Here is a 22,259-nt window from a genome sequence, read left to right on the forward strand (position 1 = left end):
ACTTTTTCATTTTAAGAAGAAAGCGAATGCGTTACCCTGCATGGAAATATATATTGATTCTAGTGGTACTAGTGATCAGTACATTATATGCGCTGCCGAGTTTGTATCCTGACGAACCTGCTGTTCAAATTTCTGGTGCCAAGGCTGGTACCACAATTGATCAGTCTGTCATACAAAAAGCAGAGCAAATTTTAAAAAGTGAAAATATTAGCAGTCATGATAATACCTTCACCAACAATGCTGCCCTTCTGCGTTTAAATACGTCTGAAGCACAGTTAAAAGCAAAAGATGTCCTCAGCAAAGGTTTGGGTGAGAACTATACCGTTGCATTAAACCTTGCACCAACCACACCTGAGTGGTTGCAAAAAATTGGCGCTAAGCCAATGAAGCTTGGCTTGGACTTGCGTGGTGGTGTTCATTTCTTACTTGAAGTAGATATGGATAAAGCTATTGCACAACGTATGGAAACCTCAGCAACAGACTTACGTCGTGAGTTCCGTGACAATAAGATTAAATTTAATAGTCTTTCATTGAACAACAATACCATTACGATTCAGTTTGCAAATAATGATGACCGTGCAGCGGTAATGGACTTTTTACGTCGTGATGGGAATAAGTTCAATCAACAAGCTTTAGCAACGGATACAGGTTCTACGCTTAAGTTGACCTATAACGATGCGACCAAGCAAGACATTCAATCTTACGCACTCAACCAAAACTTAACGACTTTACGTAACCGTATTAATGAGTTAGGTGTGGCTGAAGCATTGGTACAAAGCCAAGGTAGCAACCGTATTGTGGTTGAATTGCCTGGTGTACAAGATACTGCCGAAGCTAAACGTGTCTTGGGGCGAACTGCAAACCTTGAATTCCGTTTAGTGTCTGATTTAAATGATCAATATATTGACCGTTTCACAGGTAAATATAATGGTCAACCTTTACCGCCAGGTACTGAAGTTTTTGCTTACGAATCTTTGGACAGTGGTCGTGAACTGTTATTAAATCGCAGCCGTATCCTTACGGGTGAACGTGTACAAAATGCATCAAGTGGTTTTAGCCAAGATAGTGGTGGCGCTGAAGTAAATATTACTTTAGATACTGCTGGTGGTAAGTTGATGTCAGATGCAACCCGTACTGCTGTTGGCAAACGTATGGCGGTTTTGTTTATTGAAAATAAACAAAAAATCACCTCTGTTGCTGATCCAGTTACAGGTGCGATGACAGAAGTTCGCACACCATATACTGAATCTGTGGTGATCAATGCTGCAAATATTCAAGCGGTTTTAGGTTCATCTTTCCGTATTACCGGTTTAGATTCTCCTCAAGAAGCGGCTGAACTTGCATTGATGTTACGTGCTGGTGCTTTAGCTGCACCAATGTACTTTGTAGAAGAACGTGTTGTTGGTCCAAGTTTGGGGCAAGAGAACATCGACAAAGGCGTATTATCAACTCAAGTTGGTTTCCTGCTTGTTGCAATCTGGATGATCGTGTTCTTCCGTCTATTTGGTTTAATTGCTGATGTAGCATTAGTGATTAACTTGGCAATGCTTCTCACTATCATGTCTTGGATCGGGGCTTCACTGACCTTGCCAGGTATTGCAGGTATCGTCATCACCATTGGTATGGCGGTCGATGCCAACGTACTGATCTGTGAGCGAATACGAGAAGAAATGCGCTGGGGGGCCTCACCCAAACAGGCCATTATTGCCGGTTATGATCGAGCCTATAACACCATTCTCGACTCAAACTTAACCACATTCTTGGTTGCATTTATTCTGTTTGCAATTGGTACAGGTCCGATCAAAGGCTTCGCTGTAACGCTGATGATTGGTATTATTTGCTCAATGTTTACTGCAATTACAGTAACACGTGCAATTGTCCAATTGGTATATGGCAGAAAACGTAACTTGAATAAGTTGAGCATATAGGAGATCGATGATGACTGATGTGACTCAACCGAAAAAGAAATATGGTCGCCCTGATGATGAGCATGTAATTAATTTCATGAAGATTGCCAAACCAGCGGCAATCATCTCAATCCTTTTGACCATTGCAAGTATCTTCTTTATTGCAACCAAAGGCTTAAATCTTGGTTTAGATTTCACTGGTGGTGTTTCTGCAGAGTTGAACTATCAATACGCAGCAAAACCAGCAGACGTTATTTCGAATTTGGATAAAGCAGGCTTTAAAGATGCAGTTGTACAAACCTTAGGTTCAAACAAAGACTTAATTGTACGTATGCCTGCGCAAGACCTCAAAGTTGAAGACTTAAGCAATACCATCACTAAAGCGGTTCAACTGCCGAATAACGCTGCTGTTGTTCATAAGGTTGACTCTGTCGGTGGTCAAGTCGGTAATGAGCTATATTTACGCTCTGCAGGTGCTGTAGCGCTTGCAATGCTACTTATGCTGATCTACGTGACCATTCGCTTCGAGTTTAAACTTGCAGTGGGTGCAGTGCTTTCATTATTGCACGATGTGATCGTAACGATTGGTATTTTTGCAATGATGCAATGGCCATTTGATCTTACTGTTTTAGCGGCTATTCTTGCCTTAATCGGCTTCTCGTTAAACGATAACATTGTTGTATCGGATCGTATCCGTGAAAACTTCCGTAAGATTCGTGGCGCGACACCGTTAGAAATTGTGAATATTGCGTTAACTGAAACCTTAAAACGTACCATTCATACCTCGATGACATTATTGCTGGTTGTACTTGCAATGATGTTCTTGGGTGGTGATGGCTTACACTGGTTCTCAGTTGCTATGTTTATTGGTGTATTTGTAGGTACGTATTCTTCAATCTATATCGGTACTGCATTTGCATTGTGGCGTGGTCTTAATCGTCAAGACTTTATCGTACAAGTTAAACCTGAATTTGAAGATGAAGAGCATATTCCTCATTAAGTTTCAGTTTTAATTAAAAAAGCTCATCTTTGGATGGGCTTTTTTATGTTTAAAATTTAACATCACACCGTAAAAGAAGTTGTTCTATTCATAAGACCTTACTCTGCCCCACAATTCAGCATCACGCTATAGTCAACCTATCAAAAAACTCATACATAAGAATATAATTTCTCTTAGTTAATATTTTTTAATTAAATCAATTATATGGAAGAATAATTTTTTGATTATAAAAAAGCTTGCAATGCCACACCTTACATTCAAAGTTTAAATACCTTTGCGCAGGCGATGCCTCACTTTTCAAAGATGACAAAAATCTTTCGTTTAACAGGGCTCTTGCGCTGCAAACAAAGCAGTGCTTTATTTTTGCTCATATACCCTCACCCAACGACGACATCCATGTCGCCCCACGGTAGGATAACCATCTAGGATCCAAAAGCACAAAAAACCAATTGATAACCAATAGTTTCTAAAAGTTCATACAAAAATATAAGCTTCATTTCTGATCAATGACTCGATGCAAGTCACGTGTATGAACAATTAGGTAGAGTTTGGCTATAGGTCAATACAAAATAGCGATACGAGGTAAATTGTGACTACTGAGCATAATATTTTGCAGTTGGATAATACTTGGTCTTTTCCTTCCATTTTCCATTGACCAGATTGCGATCTGTGACTTCAACTTGATCACCTCTTGGTGAAGTAGCATCCTCAATAAACTCTCGAACCAGCAATAAACCTTTTCTAGGTACAACTTGATACTCAGAACGAATATGGTAGCAACAGCCACTTTTATTAAAGGCGATGATGCGTTTGCGCTTTTTGTCTAGCTCGAACATGCCTAAATTTTCTTGAGTGAGTGCAGACAGTTCCTGACTCAAAACAAATTTATTCTTGCTTTGATTAAATACATAAATGTCATACACAGGACCGCCATAAGAACCATAATTACCGTTTCTAATCGCGAGGTCTTCTGTTCCATCGAAGTTAAAATCATCAAAAATCAAAGGACTTTGTTCACCATAAAGCTGTATAACATTGACACTCGGTTTAAACTTTTCGTCTAAATACATAGTCAACTCATCAGAGTGAAATGTTTGAAATACCGCTTTACTGCCCTTTTTTAATAGCTTTACTTCGGCCTTAGCCCCACATTCATCTTTTTCACATGCAATATCAATTACGGCATCATAGTGTTTCGAACCATCTTGAATTTCAAAAACTTGTGCATTCGTTATAGACAAGGAAAATGCCAAATAGATGCCTAAGCTGTTACAGATTATTTTAAATGGTTGATTCATCATTTTTTATTCAGTCGATTTTTATCAAAATCATAACATCAAACTGTGAATAATAAAAAACCGCCCGAAGGCGGTTAGGCTCCCTCCTTTCTCAAAGGAGGGTTGGGGTGGATTTAATCCAAGAGCAGCTTAGTGCCCACCACCATTGATTGCTTTCGTCATCTCTTCAACAACTTTCTTGGCATCACCAAAGATCATCATGGTTTTATCATTGTAGAATAAGTCATTGTCTAGACCCGCATAACCTGTTGCCATAGAGCGCTTGATCACCATAATGGTACGTGCTTTATGTGCTTCAAGAATCGGCATACCATAAATTGGTGAGCTTGGATCATCTTTAGCTGCAGGGTTAACAACGTCATTTGCACCAATTACCAGTACAACATCAGTCGCTGGGAAATCAGAGTTGATCTCGTCCATTTCCAAGATGTCTTCATAAGCAACATCAGCTTCCGCCAACAATACGTTCATATGACCAGGCATACGACCCGCAACTGGATGGATTGCAAAACGAACTGTTACACCTTGCTCTTTCAAGATTTCACACAATTCTTTCACTGCGTTTTGTGCACGACCTTGCGCCATACCATAACCCGGTACAATCACAACGCTGTCAGCATTTGACATCAAGAAACCCGCATCATCCGCAGAACCAGAACGGTAATTACGTTGAACTTGCTCACCTTTATCAACCGATGCTACAGCCGTACCACCCATCGCACCACCAAACAATACATTGATGATTGAACGGTTCATTGCTTTACACATGATGTAAGACAGAATCGCACCTGATGAACCCACCAATGAACCAGCAACAATCAACATGTTGTTTTCAAGTGTGAAACCAATACCTGCCGCAGCCCAACCAGAGAATGAGTTCAGTAGTGAAACCACAACTGGCATATCACCGCCACCGACTGGTGCAATCCAAACCCAACCAAATGCCAGCGCCAGTGCAGTCATCGCCCAGAATGCTTGCATGTTACCTGTGGTAAAGAAGTACACACCACACGCCAGCATAGCGAGGAAAATAATCGCTTGAACGGGTTTAACCCAAGCACCTGAAATGGTTTTTGCCCATTTCTTTGCAGCTAACTTACCATAAGCAAATACAGATGCAGTAAAGGTAATCGCACCTACGAAACAACCGACGAATAATTCAAATAAATGAACTTTACTCATATGTGCATGCTGTACACCAGCAGCCGTTAAAGCAGATTCATTTTGAGCAAACAAAGCAGTCAGTTGGTTATTATGTAAAATTGCAGCAATTGCAATCAGTACCGCAGCCAAACCGACAAGTGAGTGCATCAATGCCACTGTTTCTGGCATTTGTGTCATTGGAACTGTACGTGCACGAGCAATACCCACAATTGCACCCAACACCATGGCACCACCTATCATCCATACAACAGGATGATCTGCGACAAAGAATGTGGTGATTACTGCAATCGCCATGGCAATCATACCGTAACGGTTACCAGCAATCGCAGTTTTAGGACCTGAAAGACCACGTAAAGTTAAGATGAAAAGGACAGCACCTACAAGGTAGAACCAATCCGCATATTCTCGAATAAATTCCATAGATTAGCCCTCTTTTTTCTTTTGTTTTGGCTTAAACATTTCAAGCATACGTGCAGTCACTGCAAAGCCACCAAAAATGTTAATACTTGCCAAGAACACTGCAATTGCACCAAGTACACTAACAACATTCACGGACTGGAATTGTACACTTGCCTCTACAACACCAGGAATTCCAACAGTTTGTATCATCGCACCCACAACGATAATTGAGGACAATGCATTGGTTACTGCCATTAACGGCGTATGCAATGCAGGTGTTACACCCCAAACCACGTAGTAACCAACAAAGATGGCTAAGACGAAAATAGTAATAGTTTCAACCATGATGACTCTCCTTAACCACGCTTCAGCAGTACTTGACCGCCATGAGTTACTAGAAGTGCTTTTTGAATTTCGTCTTGTTGATTGATCGCAAAGTTTTTCTCTTGATCAAACAAAGTTTCTACGAAATTGAAAACATTACGTGCATACAGTGCCGAAGCTTCTGTCGATACTGTAGAAGGAATATTTGGAATACCTAAAATCGTCACGCCATTGTCAGTGACAACATTTTCACCATTCTTAGAGCCTTCAACGTTCCCGCCTGATTCAACCGCCATATCTAGGATGATTGAACCCGGTTTCATTTTGGCAACAGTTTCAGCTTTGATTAAGCGAGGTGCATCACGACCTGGCAACAACGCAGTGGTAATCACGATGTCTGCATTTGACACGGCTTTATCTACGATGATGGCTTGGTCTTGAATATATTGCTCACCTGGCATCCAGCCATAGCCATTTTTAGCGGCATCAGCAGCTTTTTGTTTTTCTTCATCAGACATCGGTACATCTAACCACTTACCACCAAGCGATTCGACTTGGTCACGTGCAGTTGGGCGTAAATCTGTTGCTTCAACAACTGCGCCTAAGCGTTTTGCAGTTGCAATGGCTTGAAGACCTGCGACACCCACGCCCATAATCACGATACGAGCGGGTTTTACAGTACCTGCAGCGGTCATCAGCATTGGGAACATACGTTGATATTCCGCAGCGGCCAGTAACACCGACTTATAACCTGCAAGGTTGGCTTGAGAAGACAATACATCCATATTTTGCGCACGAGACAGTGTTCGTGGCAAAAGCTCTAACGCAAATGCAGACACTTGTTGTGACGCAAATTGGTCAAGTTCAGTATTACGGTATGGGTCAAACATTGCTACCACAGCTGTTCCTGCGGCAAGCTTTTGAATTTCCTCACCTTGTGGTGCACGAACTTTCAAAATAATTTGACTACCTGTATAGGCATCATCTGTAATTTTAGCGCCGACTTGTTCATAAGCACTGTCAATATAAGCCGCATTTTTACCAGCGCCTCGTTCAATGACAATACTATGACCAGCACTAATCAACTTTTTTACTGTCTCTGGCGTAGCGGCTACGCGGTTTTCACCGACGACAGATTCTTTTGGGATTCCAATCTGCATGAGCGTTCCTCAAGCTAATTTTTCTTCAAGTAAACATCGTAAATAACCCGATGTTTCCCCCAGATGCGTTGTTATGAATTTTTGGATTCTAATTGAACTTTTTTAAAATACCACCCAATATTTATTTAATAAATACCCATATTTTGAACTGATGATTCATAAATATAATTGTGCGACATACCCTATATTTAATTTACTGTATTTTTCTTGCATTATCCTGCTCAGTTTTTTTGACATATCCTGTCTCCAATTTTTAAAAACGATGTTTTTTTAAGCTTATCTGGATGTTTTAAGCTGCTTACCCTACCCTACCGATTGGCATTTACAGCAGTATGATTCACTTTTAAGCATTCCAACTTGCTGTTTAAATACTCCATAAAACAATAGATTTAGCACAAAAAAGAACATCCCTATTGACCTTTCTGACAAATTACATGGTTTTTTTATCAGCTTATATTGGCCTTTTCTATCATTTTTTCCGTCAAAAATGTAAGTCGGTTTTTATAACATTTTTTAATTTCATTAATAAAAAAAAGTACTTGGGATAACCATTAGAATTACACTAGACCCGAGCCTAAAGCAATTACAAAAAATTTTAGTTTTTTTTTATTTGCCATTTTGTCAGTTAATAATACTCGAACAGCTTGAACCAGTCATGGTGATATTGCACCTTTTTTGTGCAAAAAAATAACATATAGAATTTGAGTAATTTATAAACAAGAATTTCAAGATTGATTTTTATACATTTTTTGTTTACATCTCTTTAAATGACACTTAAATCCACAAAGAATTAAGTAAGCAATTGTGCTTTATATTCCTTTTATTGCGCCAATTCATTCTTTTTTTGTATTTCCACTGATTGAAAACAACATTTATACTGCTTGTTCAAATTTACATGTCGTATAGCGACATTGTCAATGCAGTCAAATTCATGAAACTTTCGTTATCCAGTACTCAACTCGGTTCGATTTTCGCACTTGGTGCGGCTTTCTTATTTAGTACCAAAGCTATTTTTATTAAACAGGCTTACGCATTATCGCCATTAGTCGACAGCACCGTGCTCATGGCATTGAGAATGGCAAGTGCCCTGCCTTTTTTCCTTTTATTGTGTTGGTTCAATCGCCATCACAATAAAAATATGACAGGAAAAGACTGGGCCTTCTTAGTTGCTGCTGGTTTGATGGGCTATTACCTTTCAAGTTGGCTCGACTTCGCTGGTCTGATGTATATCAGTGCTTCGTTAGAACGTATTATTTTATTTCTCTATCCAACACTGACAGTCATTGCCACAAGCTTTATTTATAAGCAAAAACTCAACTTTAGAACCATCCTAGCGATTGCATTAAGCTATGGTGGTACAGTGATTGTGATGCTGCAAGAGCAAAGTACAGTACCCCATGAAGGAAATTTCTGGCTAGGCGTGAGTTTAGTCTTTGCCAGTGCGGTCTGTTTTGCGACGTATTTACTCATGACCCCGCGTTTAATTCAAAAATTTGGTTCATGGAATTACACTGGTTTGGCATTAAGCATTGCATGTTTTGGTACGCTAACCCATTTTATCATTGCAACTCCCCAGCCGATTCAACTGCTAATTCAACTTCCGACACAAGTCATTTGGTATGGTATCGCCTTAGGCTTATTGGTGACGGTTTTACCGACGATTTTGGTCGCGCAAAGTATTTCTCGTTTAGGTGCTGCACAAGCAGCTATGATTGGTTCGATTGGCCCGATCCTAACCATTATTTTGGCTGTGGCTTTGCTCGGTGAGCATATGAATGCGATACAATGGTTTGGTTGTTTACTGAATATCATCGGTGTCATGATGATTACTTTGTCTAAAAAGAAACTTGCACACTAAATTGTGCAGAAACTTGGAAGGAATATGCATTTTAAAATTGTATCGCCGAGTGCCTGTGTAGATGTTGAAAATATCCAGTTGGCACAGTCGCATTTGGAACAGTTAGGTCATACAGTCAGCTTAAGTGAACATGTATTTTCACAACATCGCTATTTGGCAGGTACAGTTGAACAACGTATTCAAGATTTAAAACAAGCATGTATAGATCCAGACATTGATGCAATTTGGTGTGGTCGTGGTGGTACTGGTGCTGCCATGTTATTGCCATTTTTAGATGAGTGGATTTTAAATAAACCCATTATTGGCTATTCAGATACAACGGTGTTATTAAACTATATCGCGATGCATCATGGACAATCTTTACATGCGCCTGTATTTCAGGAAATTGCCGTTAAAAATTTAGACAATAGCTCCCTGTCGTATGATGCTTTAAAAACCATTAGCCTGTTATCAGCGGATATAAACCAACACGGTCATTATCCCTTATCCAGCGCAAATGGTTTTGCTCAAGATCAGCACATTGAAGATGTTAAAATCTTAGGCGGGAATCTTACTGTACTGTGTACTTTACAAGGCACACCGTCTGCGTTAAAACTGAATCAGCCGAGTGTTTTACTGATTGAAGATGTAGGCGAACCGTATTATCGAATTGAACGTTCATTGACTCAGCTCCTACAAAGTATTGATACTTCAAACTTAAAGGCTTTGGTCTTGGGTGATTTTTATCAATGCCCACAAAAAAATGTCCCGCAAAGTATTGTTGAGATTGTGAAAGAACATCTCGATCCACTGCACATCCCACTTTACCAATGTGACTGGTTTGGTCATGGTGAAGTCAACCGTCCATTTTGGTTAGGGAAAACGGGCAAGATTGTAGATTCACAACTCATTATTTAACGGCTAGGTTATTTAATGACTGAGTTATTTAAAGTACAGTGCCATTTCAGCACATTGAATATAAAAAATAGCCAATAAATTGCACAAGATATGCCTCTATGGAATCCTAGTCAGTGCTTACTGGGATTTTCTAAGAGTATCAAAGCAAAGATAAACAACCTATATACTTTTAATACTGAGCAATACTTCACTTGTATGCCCTCTCTTCTGATCACTTTTCTATATGACGGTTTTCTCGTTTAACAGCCCGTTGAATGTCCATTCATAAATACGATCAGTTGCTTCGGTTTTTTCTAGGTATTTTTACTTGACCTTAAGTTAACTTGAGTTTTGATACTAACGGAAATTTCCAGTCAATCAAAAGAGTCATCCATGAATTCCAGATCAGAATCTGCACAGATCAAATCGTTCCAAATGATTAACCCAAATACACTTTATAATCCAACAGCATTTGCGTATAGTCATGTGGCCGAAGTACGCCATTATTTACGTATTTTGCATATATCTGGACAAGGTGGTGAAAACCAACAAGGACAATTATCCCAAGATTTTGCACAACAAGTTCATCAAGCTTTTGTCAATCTGCAACATGCCCTACAAGCGGCTGATGCATCATTATTGGATATTGCTGTTTTAAGAGTGCTTGTGGTCGATCACAGTACCAAAAAACATCAGTTTTTAATTCAGGAAATGCAACAACTTTGGAAAGATCAACCTTTCCCTGCGTGTACACTGATTCCTGTCCCGTGTCTTGCTTTACAAGGAATGCTCATTGAAATTGAAGCAACTGCCTATTGTATGTAACTCCAAGAACTAGGATATTTTTATGAATGCTCAACTCGATATTAGCCAAAATAAAGCATTACTTTGGCTGATGGCGATTGCCTGCGGTTTATGCGCAGGAGCAAATTATTATAGTCAGCCGCTGATTCACTCGATTCAACTCTATTTCAACATGCCAGAATCACAAGTGGCACTTACAGTGACCTTTGCTCAAGTGTCTTATGCACTTGGTCTTTTATTCATTGTGCCCATGGGTGATATCGTCAATAAAATCAAATTTATTCCGTGGTTAATGTTTTGTGCTGCGATTGGTTTATTGATGTGTGCTTTTGCAGTCAATTTACCCATGCTTTGGGTTGGCACAATTATTACAGGTCTATTTTCAGTTGCGGCTCAGGTGTTAATCCCTCTTGCAACGATGGCAGTTAAACCCGAAAAAACAGGAGAAGTTGTTGGCTTTTTAATGAGTGGGCTATTGGTTGGATTACTACTTTCCACCAGTCTTGCCGGTTTGTTGTCTAACCTGTTTAACTGGAAACTGATTTACTTTATTAGTGCGGTATTGATGTTAATACTTGCCTATTTATTGAAAAAACGTCTGCCGCATGTACCTGTGTTTAAAATGAGTTATGGCAAAATTTTCTACTCGATGGGTGTGCTGTTAAAAGAAGAACGTCGTTTAATCTATCGTGCAATTATTGGTGGCTTTGCATTTGCAGCCATGAGTATTTTATTTTCAACGATTGCTGTTTTACTAACTTCTGAACCGTTTAAATTACCTGATGTTTTGGTTGGTGTTGCAACGATCATTGGGGTATTTGGTGCTTTAGCCACTGCAAAAATTGGTAAAATTGCAGACCGTGGACATACCAGTATCCTGACATGGATTGGGGTAGCGTTGATGATCATCAGTTGGGCGCTGCTTTATTTCGGTGGAAAGTACCTCACCAGTTATATTTTAGGGTATGGCCTGATTAGCTTTGGACTCGCTGTGGTTCATACCAGCAATCAAAATATCATTTTCCGTTTACGCCCAGATGCGAAATCTCGGATTAACTCTATCTATATGACAGCCTATTTCACAGGTGGTGCATGTGGTTCTGCTTTAGGGGTTTATGCATGGCATCATGGAGGTTGGACCATGACTTGTCTTGTTGGTGTATGTCTGGTTATGGGGTCTGCACTATTTTCTCTGCTAGATCGTCTATATCTCAATAGAGCACAGACCATTTAAAGCATTCTAAAATCACAATCCTTCAAAATTTGAGGGATTTTGATTTTTTAAGAGACTTATTATTTTAATAAAAAAACGGATACCCAAATCATTCTATTTGAATAATATTCACTGTAACTATTGTGTGAAAAAACCGATCATAATATATTCATACAAATAATATTCTAACGTGGGTTTGACCTAGCTATATCTTTAACTTATTGAAAAAAATGATCTTGGCGGAGTCTTGTTTAACTCTCATCGAATTTCAGGATCAGCCTGCGGCTTGCCCTACTTTTCTTTTGGGAAAACTAGGCAAAACCATTGTCACCCGCAAAACTCGTCGACGACCAGCAATGCATTTAATAAATCACAGAAACAATACTTTATGAATGAAGTCCTGCCTCAGACAGTTGCGGATGACGTTTCCGAGTATCATATTTCATCAAGACTTTTATATCGAACTCAGGTTATTCTATAAAATTCAAAAAAATGCGATGTATACAATTTTAATTTAAATGGATATACGGGTTACTATCTTGAAGCTATATGAATAAATAGTTGAGGAGCAGAATTATACGGAAGATAAATTTTAGAGCTTTAAAGAAATTTGTACAGGGCAATCTATGTTTTTTGGAAAAAATATCCATGATTATTCAAGTTTAAAATTGGTACACTTTGGTCAAAATGATAACCCTGTTTGTCTTTGCTAAAGCGTGATTGACGATACTCAAGCAAAGTTTTATTTAGCTCGCACAGTAGCGAACATTGATCCTCAATCAATCATACAGCACAATAGTTTGCCTATAACATACATCCTGATAAATCAACCAAGAGCTTATCCCTTATGAAAAAAATACGATTAGCATGCTTACCGATTAGTTTTTTATGTACTTTTTCAAGTTTGGTCTTCGCTGCGCCAATAGGTAATGAAAACTTATTAAGCCAAGCTTTTATAAACTGTGACAACAGTGCCCAAGGTATCATTGAACAGGCAACTTGTCTAAAAGATGAGGCTAAACGTCAAGATGCGCGATTGAATAGTACCTATAAAAAATTACAATCGCATTTGAATGCTAACCAGAAAACAAAACTGGTTGCATCGCAACGCATTTGGCTACAATCACGTCAAAGTGATGCTGAACTGGAAACAACGCTGTATGGTCAATCACAGCCAGACAACTTGCAAACTGAACTTAATGATATACAGCGTATCGCAGGCCGTACTGCACAATTGCAACGCTATCTGAATTTACTTCAATAATGCGAATTAAAGCATAGAGATATTCAAGAACACATAGCGAGATCAATATAAAACTAAAGGTTAAATATATGAAAAAAATTAAAAGTATTACATTGTTGTTCATCTTTCTTCTGCCTTTTGCAACTTTTGCCGATGATGAAATGTCTCGTCCCCTTCCAGATGATTCTTATATTCATGCCAAATTAAGCAGCAGTTATGGCCAATGTATAAAACAAAGTGGTGCAGTAACATTTGAAATGCAAAGCTGTATGGACCAAGAATATGCTCAACATAAGAACCGCGTTCAACAGGCCTTTGCCAAAATCATCAGTCGTCCAGACAGTGTGAAAAAAGACCGGCAGATGGATGAAATCGCAGCATGGTGGGAAAACACCGACAAGTATTGTAATTGGGATCCGAAAACCGAAGGACAAGGACAAATGTTAGATGCACAGTCTTGCCGTCTGAACCGTATTGCCAATCTTGCGGATAAAATCAGCCACTATTGAGTCTCACAAATTAAAACTGAGCATCCCATCGTATTCAATAAAGTACTGTTGATTGGCATATTGTAATCCGTGATACTGGGCTTACCTATGCCCAACGGTTGCATACTTATCTTCACCTACTCACTTGGACTTTCTGAGAGTCTGTCAATCTTGTTGAGTAAGTAATTGATGCCCGAATGTAGCTAAAAAGTATTTTTATAAATTATTGTCATTCACAATCAATACAATAGCGTATCTGCTATTTTGAGGTTGTACTTTTGGATAAATTTGCCTTCTTAAAGAATATTCAGGAATGGTCTGATCAGTATCCATGGCTAGAGATGCTAACATCATTATTCATTCTAATTTTTTTCGCTTTTGTCGCAAATTATATTGCAAAACAAGTTGTTGTTCGTGGGATACGTAAACTTATTTCAAAAATGAAGTTTGCACATAGTGAAATTTTTTCTCAGCATAGTGTTATCCGCAGAGTGGCGAATATTGTTCCTGCCATTGTTATTTTAAATGGTATTTCCACAGTTCCACATTTGTCCTTAAAAGCGGTTGGCCTGATACAAATGGCTGCACAGGCTTTTATCTTCCTGACCATTGCACTGGCCATCAGTGAACTTTTAAATGTTTTCAATCTGCTTTATCAACGTAATCCAAAATCACTGAATAAGCCCATCAAAGGCTATCTTCAACTGATCAAGCTGATTCTGTTTATCGTTTGTGGTCTGCTAATCTTGGGTACTTTCTTAAAGAAAGATGTTTTTACCCTGCTTGCTGGTTTTGGTGCGATGGCAGCGGTATTGTTACTAGTTTTTCAAAATACGATTCTGTCCTTGGTAGCGTCGGTGCAAATCTCTTCCTACGATATGGTTCGTATCGGTGATTGGATTGAAATGCCAACATTAAATGCAGATGGTGATGTTATTGATATGTCCTTACATACCATTACTGTACAGAATTTTGATAAAACCTTTACCACAATTCCCACCAATAAGTTGGTCACGGATACCTTTAAAAACTGGCGTGGGATGAAATTGTTGGGGGCGAGACGAATCAAGCGCTCAATCTTTATTGATCAAACCAGCATTCATTTTATTACCCATGAAGAACAACAGAAATTAAAAGCTTTCCTGTTACTGGATCAGTATTTGGATAATAAACAATCTGAACTGGACAGCTTTAATCAGCAGTTTGAAGATCAGTCAGTCTATAACCAGCGCCGCTTAACCAATATTGGAACATTTCGGGCCTATGTGGAGTTCTACTTAAAACAACATGCTGGTATTGCTAAAAACCAATCCTTAATTATCCGTCAGTTACAACCGACGAGTGAGGGATTACCACTGGAAATCTATGCATTTGCCAATACAACGGTATGGAATGATTATGAGGCAATCCAGTCTGATATATTTGACCATCTGATGGCAATTATCCCTGAGTTTGGGCTAAAAATTTATCAAGCGCCTTCTGGTTCAGATCTACGCTCATTGTCAAAACATGCTGAAAGTAGCTCGGAACTTCTGTTCTGAGTTGTTGGTCAGGGGGTTCTGCCCCTGATCATTTACATTAAAAATGCCCATGCGATAAGCATGGGCTTGCTTGCAATGAACGAAGATTGCAAATAGAAAAGCTTTCCTCTATTGCTTTTAATGTATCTTTTAAAATTACTACCCCCCAATATTGGCAAGACTTAAAAATTAATTTTATACATAGATTTTTTCAAGTTTATGTGAAATATCTAAATAAAAACCTTCTTAATAGGTAATGGATTGCCTTAATGTCTTAATTAACAGTTCATATAAATGATCGACCGCTTTTGAATTAAGCGAGGCTCTACTTCTATATACAGATGCTTCCATGGGTGCTAATGGGCCTAGTCTATGCTCCGCTCCCAAAATTTCTAAATGCTGAGGGGCGCTACATTGTGTGAAAACTGCGACGGCCAAACCACTTTCAACTGCTGCAATTTGCCCGATTAAACTTGAACTATTATAAACCACACGATAACGGCGACCTTGCAATGCAAGCGAATTGATCGCACTTTTTTTGGCTAAACTGGTACTTTCATAAACAGCAATAGGTATCGGATCTTCACGCCATAATTCAAATTGGGGAGAACCTACCCACACCATTGGCTCATGAAACAATAAAGTGCCTTGACGGGGGTTATCCCTTGAAATCAAAGCTAAATCAATCTCGCCATTTTCTATACGTGGGATCAATGAAGTCGATTGTTCACAAATAAATTCTATTTCAACGCCGCTATGACGTGGTGCAAAACGCTTAAGCACAGGCGTTAGATATTTAGCAGCGTAATCATCGGGTACACCAAGTCTAATCCGACCAGTTAACTCTTCTCCATTAAAAGCCATTTGTGTTTCATGGTGTAGATCAAGTATCCGTCTTGCATAACCTAAAAGAAGTTGTCCTTCAGAAGTGAGTTGAATTTGTCTATGCGTTCGAACTAAAAGTTGGCATTTTAAAGCGCATTCCAGTTTTTTTAACTGCATACTGACAGCAGACTGTGAACGGTATAGCTCAGGTGCTGCATTTGAAAGAGAACCTGTATCAACAACTGCGACAAAACATTTTAACCAATCAATCTGTAGATTTTGTAGATTCATGATCACCCCCAAATTATTCGATTTTCGAATAGTATATGTAAGAATTATGCGCTTTTCATTCTAACTTTCTAAGTCCATAATTTATTAAGAAAAGAAGGAATTTCCCCTAATTTTCATCAGCGATCATTAGGTATATAGCTCACTAGAAAATTTAAAAAGATAAGGAAATTATTTTGTCGAATGTTGACCCAGATATTTACAGTTTAAGTTATTCCCAAGTTTGGTCAGGCTTTAAAAGCCTTCTTCCAATTTCATCTTTCGTGGTGATTTTTGGGGCTGCTTTCGGCTTAGCTGCAACGCAAACAGGACTAGACAATAGCTCTATCATGTTAATGAGTAGCTTTGTTTTTGCAGGAGCATCTCAATTTGCGACTTTAGAACTATGGGGTGCGCAAATATCACTGATTCCCTTAATAGTCACAGTTTTCTTTATCAATGCTCGGCATCTTTTAATGGGCGCATCTCTTTATCCTTGGTTACGTCACCTGCCTCCCATCAAACGATACAGTATCTTGCTGGTTATTTCTGATGCCAATTGGGCACTCTCACTACAAGCATTTAATCGTGGTGAATCAGGGATGGGCTTATTGTTTGGAGGGGGCATTGCGCTTTGGCTCGCGTGGGTTTTAGGCACAGGACTGGGTTTCTATTTTGGTAATGTCATTCATCATCCTGCACTACTGGGATTAGATATGGTCATGGCTTGTTTTCTACTGGCGATGGTTGTGGGTGGACAAAAAAATCTCAGAATACTCATCATCTGGGCAATCGCTGCCTGTAGTTCATTACTAGCCTATTGGTACTTACCAGAAAATAGTCATGTCGTTGTGGGTGCCTTATTTGGCGGAATTGTCGGAATTTTCTGGAAAGAGAAACGGGTATGAACCTAGAAATTAGCACTACTTATCCCTTGATTATTATTTTTATTATGGCCGTTGTGACATTAGCCACTCGCTGGGGTGGTGTTTTAATTATGTCTTATGTTCCTATTAGTGATCGTGTACAGCGATTTATTAACGCAATGTCAGGATCTGTACTGGTTGCACTTTTGGCCCCCATTGCGATTGAAGGTGATCATGGCGCTCGATTAGCATTACTGACGACATTGATCGTTATGCTATTGCTTAAAAACCCGCTGTTGGCGATTGCAGCAGGAATATTGGCAGCAGCTTTATTCCGTCAGTATTTTGTATGAAATGATAGAGAGTTCAAGAGATTTAGGGCATTTATAGCTCATGTTATTGCGTACTTGTAGTGCTAAGCCACACCGTATTTTGTTCAACCAATATGCTCTACCAACACACTAATTTTATTTTTAAGCGGTTTCACCAAGTTGATAACGCTTTAATCAAGCCCCATAAATCTTACTTTCTCACATTTAAAAATCACCATCATAATCAAAATTTTAATTCGATTTACAAATTCTATCTTTTGAGTATGGCTATTGATTTTAAAATAAAGCACGTATAATCCGCACTTGCTTTTTTTCTATCTTTTTCAGGTTGACTGTATGTCTGAGCTCCAATCTTTAACGCCTCGTATTTCGGTCGCCCCGATGATGGATTGGACATATTAAAAAAATAAAACGATACTAATCAAAAAGATAAATCAAAAAACAGAAACCGTGGTGTATATTTGGAGTAATTTTTTATTTTATGTATCCAAACATAACCACTACTGCATACCCGTTGCTGATACTACCTATATCATGCCTCTCCTATCGAAAGATTTAAAAGTTAAGCTTTGAGCCAGATGTTGCTTCCATTCAATTGAGCCTACTCTGTCACTTTCTCAGCCTGATGAACAGGTAGTTTCAGCGTACCAAGCAAGGTGATAAAAACTAAAGCAGTTAAAATTATTAATAAGATATTGATTCCCCACTTTTCAAGAATAAACGCAGAGATGAGAGGTCCGAAAGCCAAAGCAATCATGATAGGCCGCCCCAATAAACCCATTCTAATTGCATACCCCTCCTGCCCAAATAGTGCTAGAGGTAATGTGCCTCGAATAATTGTAAGAATACCATTCCCTGCGCCGTATAAAGCTGCACCAAGCAAAGCTAAGACATATCCATCCGCGAACAAAAAAAAGAGACCAAAGAAGCTAATCAATACACCCAAACGACTCGACCAACTAGGATGTAAGTTTCTAAACAAAGAAAACTCCAGCAATCTCGCTATGATCTGCGCGGGACCAATCATCATCCCAATCGCAAGGGCTGTTGATACACTAAAGCCAATTGTTTTTAGCATCGATAATAGATGGACTGAAATTGTCGCCACTACAAAAGATTGTACCGTCAAAATAGCGGCCACCAACATAAATAGTCGATTATCTTCTTTGTGTACCGTGGTTTGGTTATTGAGCTCTTTACCATGAGTTTCCGTGCCTTGCTCTTCTCTAGGAAGTAAAAAGTAATGCAACGGTAGACCTAGAAGTAGATGAAACAATGCCAGAATAAAACAACTGATTCTCCAACCGTATAAGCCTTCTAAAAATACAATTAGCGCCCAACCGATGGTACTGGCTAAACCGCCTAATAATGTCACACCAACAATCGCCGTTTTTGCATCGTTACCAAGTAATCGACCCAATGTTGAAAATGCGGCATCATACAGGCCAAATGCCATACCAATACCGAGCATTGTCCACGCAAAATAATAAATAAGTAGATGAGTAGAAAGCCCTAAACATATCAGCCCGACAGCAAAGAATATTGAACCAATAGACAGTGCTTTTCTTCCACCAAATTGCTCGATAAACCGCCCAACTTTTGGAGAACAAATACCTGTAACTATAAATCCCCAAGACAACCCAGCAATCACTAAAGTTAGAGACCATCCTGTGTCTTTGGCAATAAGATTAGCTAGTACTGCGGGTAAATAAAAAGTGGAACTCCACGCAAGAATCTGCGTGAAGCCCATGACAGCAATGAGTTTGTATTTTTTTGAATGAAGTAGCATCACAATAAAGAAATATCCATAAAGTATTGAGGGGCAATGCAAACCTTTCTATACACTGCCTTAAAATGCATAGCTCTTAAACATTAGCCAAATAAGCATCTATTTCATCTACCGTTGCTCTTGCTGTTCTAGAAACCCCAATTAATGTTGCAGATGCCATGCCTGTCCATTCCCCATAGCCAACCAACCAAAGGTTATTTACTTTTATTGAGCGTCCATCATTCACAGCAACTGTCTGATCAGGTTCTACTACATCAAGACTTCTTAAGTGATTCAATGAAGCTTTAAACCCTGTACACCAAATCACAGCATCTACAGCTTGTGTTGAACCATCAGCCCATATAACTGAATTCTCTTCAAATGCAGTAAAAGGTTCTCGGCTATGCAATACGCCACGTTCGCGTGCCTCTTTTACACTGTCAATCATGACAATATCACCTAGACCACCAACGGGCTGATCAATCACACGACCTTCCTGTTGGGCTTTTAAACGTTCAGTTGCCCGAAGAAATAAAACACGCCCATCAACATCATCAGATAAAAATTGAGGTGCTGTTACTGTGACCCAAGTGGTATCTGCAACTTTTGAGACTTCGGCAAGAATTTGTGCCCCTGAGTTACCACCACCAACTACGATCACTTTTTTATTAATAAAAGGCTCTGCATTTACATAGTGTGCTGAATGCGTTTGTAATCCTTCAAATCGTTCATGTCCTTCATAATGCGGAATATAAGGCTGACTCCATGTCCCAGTAGCACTGATCACCGCTTTTGCTCGCCAATATTGATCACCAGCATAAACATCTAAGTAACCAGCTTTTTGTTCGATATGATCGACATGAACTGGTCGAATAATCGTAAATTGATAGCGTTGCTCATATGCCGACAAGTAGTCAATCACTTCATTTCGCGTTGGGTAGGTTTGTTCAGTTGTTGGCATCATCCAACCTGACAACGAGCTCCAAGTATTTGGAGAAAAAAGACGAAGCGATTCCCAAGCATGTGACCACGCACCGCCCGCCTGAGATTGATCATCTAAAATAATAAATGGAATTTTCTTACGTTTGAGGAAATAAGCTGTAGCAAGTGCTGCCTGACCACCACCAATAATGACTACATCGACTTCAGCTTGTAATTGAGTCAAAGCATCTCTCCTATTATTTATTGTCATAATCAAAATTGAACGCCCAGTCTGCAACAGACTGGGCGTATTTCATACAATTTTCAAACATTTAAATGAGTCTTTCAATTACTCAATTGATCAAGATACTTTTCAGCATCCAAAGCAGCCATACAGCCTGAGCCTGCCGAGGTAATTGCTTGACGATAAATGCTATCAGCAACGTCACCCGCAGCAAATACACCTGCCACAGAGGTTGCTGTTGCATTTCCTGAAGTGCCACTTTGTACTTGAATGTAGCCATCACGTAGGTTAAGTTGACCGTCAAACATGCCTGTATTCGGTTTGTGACCAATAGCAACAAATAAGCCCTGAACTTCAACATCTTGTGTGCTTCCGTCCGAAGTTGACTTCAAGCGAACTGAAGTAACACCAGTGTTGTCACCTAAAACCTCATCAACTTGATTGTTCCAAAGAATACTAATTTTGCCTTCTTTTTCTTTGGCAAAAAGATGATCTTGTAGAATTTTCTCTGAACGTAAACTGTCTCTACGATGAACTAAGGTGACATGTTCAGCAATATTAGAAAGATAAAGCGCTTCTTCAACTGCGGTGTTACCACCACCCACGACCATAACTTTTTGGTTCTTATAGAAAAAACCATCACAAGTCGCACAAGCACTGACACCTTGACCCATGAATTTAGCTTCTGATTCAAGCCCCAAGTATTGTGCTGTCGCACCTGTAGCAATAATCAGTGCATCACAAGTGAATTCTTCCATGTCGCCTTTAAGCACAAATGGACGGACACTTAAATCAACTTCATTGATGTGGTCATACACAATCTCTGTGCCAAAGCGTTCAGCATGGGCTTGCATTCGCTCCATAAGTACAGGACCAGTTAAACCTTCTGAGTCACCCGGCCAGTTATCTACCTCAGTGGTCGTTGTTAATTGACCACCAAGTTGTATACCCGCAATCAATGTGGGTTTTAAGTTTGCGCGTGCTGCATATACAGCAGCACTATAACCCGCAGGTCCTGAACCTAAGATCACTAATTTAGAATGTCTCTTTTGCATTTCTAATCACCTAAAGTTTATAAGCTACGTTGATTGACACGCTTAGATAATTCTTCTGCCGACTCTTTTCGCTCTGAATAACGATCTGTGAGGTACTGACTTTGTCCACGAGTGAGCAAGGTGAACTTATATAGTTCTTCCATTACATCGACAATTCGATCATAGAAGGATGAAGGTTTCATCCTTCCATCTTCTTCAAACTCTAAAAAAGCTTTTGGAATAGATGATTGGTTAGGAATGGTGATCATGCGCATCCAACGGCCTAAAATACGCATCTGGTTTAAGCTGTTGAAGGACTGCGAACCGCCACTAACCTGCATCAATGCCAAAGTTTTTCCTTGCGTTGCTCGAATTGCACCGCCTGCTAATGGTATCCAGTCAATTTGTGATTTAAAAATCGAACTCATTGAGCCATGACGTTCAGGTGAGCACCACACCATCCCTTCTGCCCAAGCGAGTAAATCATGTAACTCTTTCACCTTTGGATGCTCAGTGTCCGCATCTTCAGGTAAGGGCAAACCTTTCGGATGAAAAATTTTTACTTCAGCACCAAACTGCTCCAAGATACGCCCTGCTTCCATCACCGCCAATCGGCTGTATGAACGTTCGCGGTTAGAGCCATACAGCAGCAAAATACGTGGTGGATGATCCAGCTCTTTAGCTTGCACTTTTTCTAAAGTAGGTTGATCCAAAAGATTCATATCTACATTCGGGAGAGTCATAGAAA

Annotated in this window: 20 protein-coding genes; 11 read left to right on the forward strand and 9 right to left on the reverse strand. The window is 39.5% G+C overall.

Annotated elements, in window-relative coordinates:
- Window positions 1-26: 26 nt before the first annotated feature.
- Window positions 27-1,928, forward strand: a complete 1,902-nt coding sequence (gene secD, locus AC4CVF_RS15590) for a protein translocase subunit SecD (protein WP_004723158.1) — start codon at window positions 27-29, stop codon at window positions 1,926-1,928.
- A gap of 7 nt (window positions 1,929-1,935) precedes the next feature.
- Window positions 1,936-2,907 carry a protein translocase subunit SecF gene (gene secF, locus AC4CVF_RS15595; protein ID WP_419329060.1) on the forward strand — a complete coding sequence of 324 codons (972 nt, stop codon included), beginning with the start codon at window positions 1,936-1,938 and terminating at the stop codon, window positions 2,905-2,907.
- A gap of 593 nt (window positions 2,908-3,500) precedes the next feature.
- Here the strand turns inward: secF and AC4CVF_RS15600 are convergent.
- The 4 genes from AC4CVF_RS15600 to AC4CVF_RS15615 all read right to left on the reverse strand — a co-directional run bounded on the left by AC4CVF_RS15600 (window position 3,501) and on the right by AC4CVF_RS15615 (window position 7,252).
- Window positions 3,501-4,208 (reverse strand): XAC2610-related protein, encoded by a 708-nt coding sequence (locus AC4CVF_RS15600; RefSeq protein ID WP_483770347.1) that lies wholly within the window; start codon window positions 4,206-4,208, stop codon window positions 3,501-3,503.
- A gap of 126 nt (window positions 4,209-4,334) precedes the next feature.
- Entirely contained in the window at window positions 4,335-5,789 is a 1,455-nt protein-coding gene (locus AC4CVF_RS15605) for an NAD(P)(+) transhydrogenase (Re/Si-specific) subunit beta (RefSeq protein WP_151801647.1), read from the reverse strand.
- A gap of 3 nt (window positions 5,790-5,792) precedes the next feature.
- The gene (locus AC4CVF_RS15610) at window positions 5,793-6,113 is read right to left on the reverse strand and encodes a proton-translocating transhydrogenase family protein (RefSeq protein ID WP_336953423.1); all 321 of its coding nucleotides are present in this window, start codon (window positions 6,111-6,113) and stop codon (window positions 5,793-5,795) included.
- A gap of 11 nt (window positions 6,114-6,124) precedes the next feature.
- On the reverse strand, window positions 6,125-7,252 hold the full coding sequence (locus AC4CVF_RS15615; RefSeq protein WP_490789689.1) for a Re/Si-specific NAD(P)(+) transhydrogenase subunit alpha: 1,128 nt from the start codon (window positions 7,250-7,252) through the stop codon (window positions 6,125-6,127).
- A 931-nt stretch (window positions 7,253-8,183) separates the two neighbouring features.
- Here AC4CVF_RS15615 and AC4CVF_RS15620 point away from each other — a divergent pair.
- From AC4CVF_RS15620 to AC4CVF_RS15650, 7 genes are all read left to right on the forward strand, one after another.
- Window positions 8,184-9,110 carry a DMT family transporter gene (locus AC4CVF_RS15620; RefSeq protein ID WP_336953425.1) on the forward strand — a complete coding sequence of 309 codons (927 nt, stop codon included), beginning with the start codon at window positions 8,184-8,186 and terminating at the stop codon, window positions 9,108-9,110.
- A 24-nt stretch (window positions 9,111-9,134) separates the two neighbouring features.
- Window positions 9,135-10,007 carry a S66 peptidase family protein gene (locus AC4CVF_RS15625; RefSeq protein WP_336953426.1) on the forward strand — a complete coding sequence of 291 codons (873 nt, stop codon included), beginning with the start codon at window positions 9,135-9,137 and terminating at the stop codon, window positions 10,005-10,007.
- Between the two features lie 372 nt (window positions 10,008-10,379).
- Window positions 10,380-10,811, forward strand: a complete 432-nt coding sequence (locus AC4CVF_RS15630; protein ID WP_004723174.1) for a RidA family protein — start codon at window positions 10,380-10,382, stop codon at window positions 10,809-10,811.
- A gap of 22 nt (window positions 10,812-10,833) precedes the next feature.
- Window positions 10,834-12,024 (forward strand): MFS transporter, encoded by a 1,191-nt coding sequence (locus AC4CVF_RS15635; RefSeq protein WP_490789690.1) that lies wholly within the window; start codon window positions 10,834-10,836, stop codon window positions 12,022-12,024.
- Between the two features lie 826 nt (window positions 12,025-12,850).
- Entirely contained in the window at window positions 12,851-13,267 is a 417-nt protein-coding gene (locus AC4CVF_RS15640; protein ID WP_336953428.1) for a lysozyme inhibitor LprI family protein, read from the forward strand.
- Between the two features lie 140 nt (window positions 13,268-13,407).
- The gene (locus AC4CVF_RS15645) at window positions 13,408-13,755 is read left to right on the forward strand and encodes a hypothetical protein (protein ID WP_228270444.1); all 348 of its coding nucleotides are present in this window, start codon (window positions 13,408-13,410) and stop codon (window positions 13,753-13,755) included.
- A 257-nt stretch (window positions 13,756-14,012) separates the two neighbouring features.
- On the forward strand, window positions 14,013-15,275 hold the full coding sequence (locus AC4CVF_RS15650; RefSeq protein ID WP_336953430.1) for a mechanosensitive ion channel family protein: 1,263 nt from the start codon (window positions 14,013-14,015) through the stop codon (window positions 15,273-15,275).
- Window positions 15,276-15,500: 225 nt separating this feature from the next.
- Here the strand turns inward: AC4CVF_RS15650 and AC4CVF_RS15655 are convergent, their stop codons facing one another.
- Window positions 15,501-16,370: a LysR family transcriptional regulator gene (locus tag AC4CVF_RS15655; RefSeq protein ID WP_336953431.1), complete on the reverse strand. Its 870-nt coding sequence runs from the start codon at window positions 16,368-16,370 to the stop codon at window positions 15,501-15,503.
- Between the two features lie 173 nt (window positions 16,371-16,543).
- Here AC4CVF_RS15655 and AC4CVF_RS15660 point away from each other — a divergent pair, with 173 nt between their 5' ends.
- Window positions 16,544-17,254 carry an AzlC family ABC transporter permease gene (locus AC4CVF_RS15660; protein WP_336953432.1) on the forward strand — a complete coding sequence of 237 codons (711 nt, stop codon included), beginning with the start codon at window positions 16,544-16,546 and terminating at the stop codon, window positions 17,252-17,254.
- Window positions 17,251-17,565 carry an AzlD family protein gene (locus tag AC4CVF_RS15665; RefSeq protein WP_490789691.1) on the forward strand — a complete coding sequence of 105 codons (315 nt, stop codon included), beginning with the start codon at window positions 17,251-17,253 and terminating at the stop codon, window positions 17,563-17,565. Before AC4CVF_RS15660 ends, AC4CVF_RS15665 begins: the two co-directional genes overlap by 4 nt.
- A gap of 580 nt (window positions 17,566-18,145) precedes the next feature.
- Here the strand turns inward: AC4CVF_RS15665 and AC4CVF_RS15670 are convergent.
- The 4 genes from AC4CVF_RS15670 to arsH form a co-directional block, all read right to left on the reverse strand.
- Window positions 18,146-19,294, reverse strand: a complete 1,149-nt coding sequence (locus AC4CVF_RS15670) for an MFS transporter (RefSeq protein WP_005207011.1) — start codon at window positions 19,292-19,294, stop codon at window positions 18,146-18,148.
- A gap of 115 nt (window positions 19,295-19,409) precedes the next feature.
- The gene (locus AC4CVF_RS15675) at window positions 19,410-20,477 is read right to left on the reverse strand and encodes an ArsO family NAD(P)H-dependent flavin-containing monooxygenase (RefSeq protein WP_005207010.1); all 1,068 of its coding nucleotides are present in this window, start codon (window positions 20,475-20,477) and stop codon (window positions 19,410-19,412) included.
- 101 nt (window positions 20,478-20,578) lie between these two features.
- Window positions 20,579-21,532, reverse strand: a complete 954-nt coding sequence (gene trxB / locus AC4CVF_RS15680) for a thioredoxin-disulfide reductase (protein WP_005206995.1) — start codon at window positions 21,530-21,532, stop codon at window positions 20,579-20,581.
- Window positions 21,533-21,549: 17 nt separating this feature from the next.
- Window positions 21,550-22,254 (reverse strand): arsenical resistance protein ArsH, encoded by a 705-nt coding sequence (arsH, locus tag AC4CVF_RS15685; RefSeq protein ID WP_000174605.1) that lies wholly within the window; start codon window positions 22,252-22,254, stop codon window positions 21,550-21,552.
- Between the last annotated feature and the right edge of the window lie 5 nt (window positions 22,255-22,259).

The sequence above is a fragment of the Acinetobacter sp. LipI_19 genome (assembly GCF_058242925.1).

Coding starts and splice junctions, on each gene's coding strand:
- secD (WP_004723158.1), top strand. CDS start 27: ATGCGTTACCCTGCATGGAAATATATATTGATTCTAGTGGTACTAGTG.
- secF (WP_419329060.1), top strand. CDS start 1,936: ATGATGACTGATGTGACTCAACCGAAAAAGAAATATGGTCGCCCTGAT.
- AC4CVF_RS15600 (WP_483770347.1), bottom strand. CDS start 4,208: ATGATGAATCAACCATTTAAAATAATCTGTAACAGCTTAGGCATCTAT.
- AC4CVF_RS15605 (WP_151801647.1), bottom strand. CDS start 5,789: ATGGAATTTATTCGAGAATATGCGGATTGGTTCTACCTTGTAGGTGCT.
- AC4CVF_RS15610 (WP_336953423.1), bottom strand. CDS start 6,113: ATGGTTGAAACTATTACTATTTTCGTCTTAGCCATCTTTGTTGGTTAC.
- AC4CVF_RS15615 (WP_490789689.1), bottom strand. CDS start 7,252: ATGCAGATTGGAATCCCAAAAGAATCTGTCGTCGGTGAAAACCGCGTA.
- AC4CVF_RS15620 (WP_336953425.1), top strand. CDS start 8,184: ATGAAACTTTCGTTATCCAGTACTCAACTCGGTTCGATTTTCGCACTT.
- AC4CVF_RS15625 (WP_336953426.1), top strand. CDS start 9,135: ATGCATTTTAAAATTGTATCGCCGAGTGCCTGTGTAGATGTTGAAAAT.
- AC4CVF_RS15630 (WP_004723174.1), top strand. CDS start 10,380: ATGAATTCCAGATCAGAATCTGCACAGATCAAATCGTTCCAAATGATT.
- AC4CVF_RS15635 (WP_490789690.1), top strand. CDS start 10,834: ATGAATGCTCAACTCGATATTAGCCAAAATAAAGCATTACTTTGGCTG.
- AC4CVF_RS15640 (WP_336953428.1), top strand. CDS start 12,851: ATGAAAAAAATACGATTAGCATGCTTACCGATTAGTTTTTTATGTACT.
- AC4CVF_RS15645 (WP_228270444.1), top strand. CDS start 13,408: ATGTCTCGTCCCCTTCCAGATGATTCTTATATTCATGCCAAATTAAGC.
- AC4CVF_RS15655 (WP_336953431.1), bottom strand. CDS start 16,370: ATGAATCTACAAAATCTACAGATTGATTGGTTAAAATGTTTTGTCGCA.
- AC4CVF_RS15665 (WP_490789691.1), top strand. CDS start 17,251: ATGAACCTAGAAATTAGCACTACTTATCCCTTGATTATTATTTTTATT.
- AC4CVF_RS15670 (WP_005207011.1), bottom strand. CDS start 19,294: ATGGGCTTCACGCAGATTCTTGCGTGGAGTTCCACTTTTTATTTACCC.
- trxB (WP_005206995.1), bottom strand. CDS start 21,532: ATGCAAAAGAGACATTCTAAATTAGTGATCTTAGGTTCAGGACCTGCG.
- arsH (WP_000174605.1), bottom strand. CDS start 22,254: ATGACTCTCCCGAATGTAGATATGAATCTTTTGGATCAACCTACTTTA.